Source organism: Paraburkholderia bannensis NBRC 103871 (assembly GCF_000685015.1).
GTDB classification, from domain to species: Bacteria; Pseudomonadota; Gammaproteobacteria; order Burkholderiales; family Burkholderiaceae; genus Paraburkholderia; species Paraburkholderia bannensis.
The window spans coordinates 1-3578 of the sequence record NZ_BAYA01000077.1 but is presented as its reverse complement, the minus strand read 5'-3'; the positions used below and the strand labels follow the sequence as shown (position 1 = coordinate 3578).

The window sequence follows — 3578 nt, the reverse complement described above, 5'->3', positions numbered from 1 at the left end:
AAATGAGGCTCCAATATTTGCGCTATTGGAAACCATCATTTTTCGGGAGCGTCGCCAGAATCCATGACGTATCATTTGTGCAGCGGGCGCGGGAGAATAGTATTTATGAATTCCGCATAAAAGATTGCCCATGCTTTGCAATACAGCGATTCGAATCTCGCCCATCGCGGCCATTATCAACCGGAAGAAGCGGAAGCAAGTAGAATCAGGGCGCTTTAAATCGGTCGATCAATCCAGATCCGGCAAGCGGGCAGATAGACAAAACGGGAAAACCAGCACATGGCACGTCCATTCATTGTCCTCGGCGACAAACACAGTCACGGAGGCACAGTCACGAGCGCGGCCGTGAACGCCAAAATCGCCGGCAATCAGATCGCTCGCCGCAACGACACGGTGAGCTGCCCCATTCACGGCCCCAATCACATAGCCGAAGGCGACGACACGGCCATTGTCGAAAACGAAGCCGTAGCCCGCGACGGTCATAAAACCGCCTGCGGCGCCACGCTGATTGCCAGTCAGACGAGCACCGGCGGCGCATGAGCGCCACGCAGCCGGCCGCAGGGCAAAGCCCGAGCCAACGATCGACGTTAAGCGGCGTCATGCCGATCGTGGCCATCTTCGTCGCGGTGTGGGTCGTCGCGCTCCTCTACTGGAAGACAGCCTCGCACGTGCCCGCGGCACGCGATCTGTTGCTATATGGCCTTGCATTGCCTACTCTCCTCGCCACGAGTTTCGGCCTCGTGCGCAAAGCGATTGCGCGCGAGGTTCCGCGTCCAGCCGCTGGGTCCGCTGCCGCGCCCGTCGGCGACGCACAGGCACAGGCACGGCCGTGCACGATCGCGCTGCTCGACTGCTGTTTGCGCTTGCCCGCCGGCATTACGCCCGAAGACGCGGGTGGCGCGGCGCGCGCCGCAAGCATCGTCGGTCTGCATACCGAATTGAAGCGCCGCAACGGCGTGAAGATTTTCGCCGCCAGCGTCGCTTCGATCGAACTCGACCAGTTCGACGAAACCCTGCTGGCCGAGGACCGCGCGCGCACGCTCGACGGTGAACAACGACGCGCGCTGCTACTCGCGGCTGAAGCACTCGACGAGTTGATGGAACGCCGCCCCATCGAACGCGACAGCACGGGCGGCAACGGACCCGGGAATGATGCGCGGGAAACCGCGCTGTATCGGCTGCATGTGGTGCTTCCGCAGCGCTGGCGAGCTCACGCGGGAACGCTCGCGGCATGGCTCGACGCGCGCCTTGCACGTGAGCGCTGGATGCCTCGCATCGAACGCGCGAGCCTCGTGTGCGTAACCGATCCCGTGCAGGCGCTTGCAGTGCTGGACGACCTGAGCGTCGCGCTCCAGAAGCAGCCTGCTTCCACGCCACACATCCTGCTGGCGCTGGACTCGACGCTTGGCCAGAGAACCGTGGACACGCTCGACAACCTCGGCCAGCTTTACAGACAGGCGCATCCCGACGGCCATGTCCTCGGCGAAGGCGCCTGCGCGTTGCTGCTCGCGCATCCAGACGCAACCGCCGCGGCCTCGGCGGCGCGCGTTCACCGCCTCGCTGCGGATATGCTCAGCAATCCTGCTGAACAAGCGGCGCAGCAACGCGGCGATACGATTACGCAGTTGCTAGACGCGGCACGCAAACAGGCTGCGATGCCGGAACTGGAGATCGCGTCGTGCGCACTCGTGAGCGACGCTGATCAACGCAGCAGCCGGCGCGCGGAAGTCACCAGCGTGGTGGAAGCGGGATGGCCGGACAAGAAAACGCGCGAGCACTGCCTGCACCTGGGCTTAGCGAATGGTGAAGTCCATGCAGCGCTGGCGTTGAGCACGATTGCGGTGGCCGGTGCGCACAGTCTTGCCGAGCATCAACCGACTTTCGCACTTTCCAGCGCCGATGGGATCGCGCGCGGCGTCATGCTCGTCACCCCGCCGCCGATCCAGGTCGACGCACTTCCCGCGTAAGCGCCGCCTGCCGTTGCGGAAACACGGATGCCGGATCAGATGAGATGGCTACGCCCTGAGCGGCGCGGGCAGCGCAACAATTCCACGCCGTCATCACCCGATAGCAACACCAATTGCGTAAAGCCGTTGCTCGAAATAGACACGCCCAACAGCGTGTCGAGCAATTGCGCGAAAGCATGCAGGCCAGTCTCGGCCAGATGACGTTCGTTGACGGTCACGCGTATTTCAAGGCCGCGCACGACACTGGCGACGGGCTTGTCAGATACCCACGCCGTCACGGCTCGCCCAGCCACATCGACGAGCGCCTCCGCCAGTCGTGACGAGCCGGTCAGGTCGTGAAGCCGCAGCAGATCGCGAAGGGGCTCGGCACCACCATTGAGCAGCAGCGCATGGAACGACAACTGCGAAATCAGCCTCCACAGCGCGCCACGTTCGTGCCGGAAATACCGTGTCTGCGTAGGCCGATGCAACAGCGAGATACGCCGTGCGAGCGTGCCCCCCTCGATCAATAGATCGCCATTCTCCGCGCCCGGAACAAGCTGCTCCGGCAAATCGCGATTAGTGCAGGTGAGGCGGAGGCCCAACCCGTTTGGCGGCGACACGGCTTCGATCTGTTCATCGACGAAAGCAAGCGCAAACTCGTGGCCCGGCAGCGTGCTGGCCATCAGCGGGTCGCGATGCGTGCGCCAATATAACGCCGAACGCGTGTCGTGAAGTCGTGAGTGAAGCGAGGGAAATTCGGTGACCTTTTCGCCCTCGGGAGTCGCGCTCACCTGCGATACCGAATCGACCGAATACACTTCATATGCATGAGCGTTTTGCTCGTCCACGAGGAGCGGAAAAGCGCCGGCCATCGACGACTCGTCCAGCCGCTTGCCGAGCAAGCCCGGCGTCTCGAACAAATTGACGACGGGCGTGCACCCTGGCGTCAGGTGCTGAGGGCCAAACGACTCCAGCAGGCTGGCGGCCTGCGAGTCGGCCGGAATGTCTTTCAACAGCACATGCAGCGTGAACACGCGACCGCCAAGACGGCCAGCCTGACGCAAGTCGCAATCGAAGAAACCGAATTTCTCAGGGAAAGCGAAGAATTCCGTCAATAGCGGATAAGCGGCGTCAACAGCCTCGGGACTGGGAATCAGGCTTTCATCGCGATCCAGACCCGCCATCGCGAATGGAACGCTGTCCAGTGCGATCCAGCGACCGGTGTGCGCCGGTTCGACATACGCGCAGAGTGCGTGAATGGACAACGCATCGCGCAGGGCGGCACTGAAAAGCGGCTCGCCGTGCGCGTACAGCCGGATTGAATCGAGCGTCAGGTCGGCAACCGACGCGTGCGCCGACTGAATGGCGAACGTGACCGAAATCTGCGCGCTGGCGTTGAGCGGCAAACGCAAAGACTGCGGTGTCTGTGCGATGCGCTGAAAGCGGGCGTGACTTATATGGAGCGGCGATAACGTGACGTCGAAAGCAGTCCGGAAAAAAACTTTCGTTCCCCGCACCGGAGGACTGTAAAGTTGGGTTCCACGCGCAATCACAATGGACGTGGACATTTGCGCCGCCCGACTGCCGTCCAGTTCGAAACTCGCGATCGAACACGATGGGAACGGTCTT

At 62.4% G+C, this 3578-nt stretch carries 3 protein-coding genes; 2 read left to right on the top strand and 1 reads right to left on the bottom strand.

The genetic code is table 11. The features are described 5' to 3' along the window. The first annotated feature begins 279 nt into the window (after positions 1-279). Both BBA01S_RS39290 and BBA01S_RS39285 read left to right on the top strand, forming a co-directional pair. Positions 280-540 (top strand): PAAR domain-containing protein, encoded by a 261-nt coding sequence (locus BBA01S_RS39290; RefSeq protein WP_027821146.1) that lies wholly within the window; start codon positions 280-282, stop codon positions 538-540. A gap of 59 nt (positions 541-599) precedes the next feature. Beyond that, positions 600-1967: a hypothetical protein gene (locus tag BBA01S_RS39285; RefSeq protein ID WP_027821145.1), complete on the top strand. Its 1368-nt coding sequence runs from the start codon at positions 600-602 to the stop codon at positions 1965-1967. 35 nt (positions 1968-2002) lie between these two features. On the opposite strand, the gene tssF is transcribed toward BBA01S_RS39285, so the two are convergent. Then, the coding region (tssF, locus tag BBA01S_RS39280; RefSeq protein ID WP_027821144.1) for a type VI secretion system baseplate subunit TssF at positions 2003-3578 on the bottom strand (1576 nt) is incomplete at its 5' end.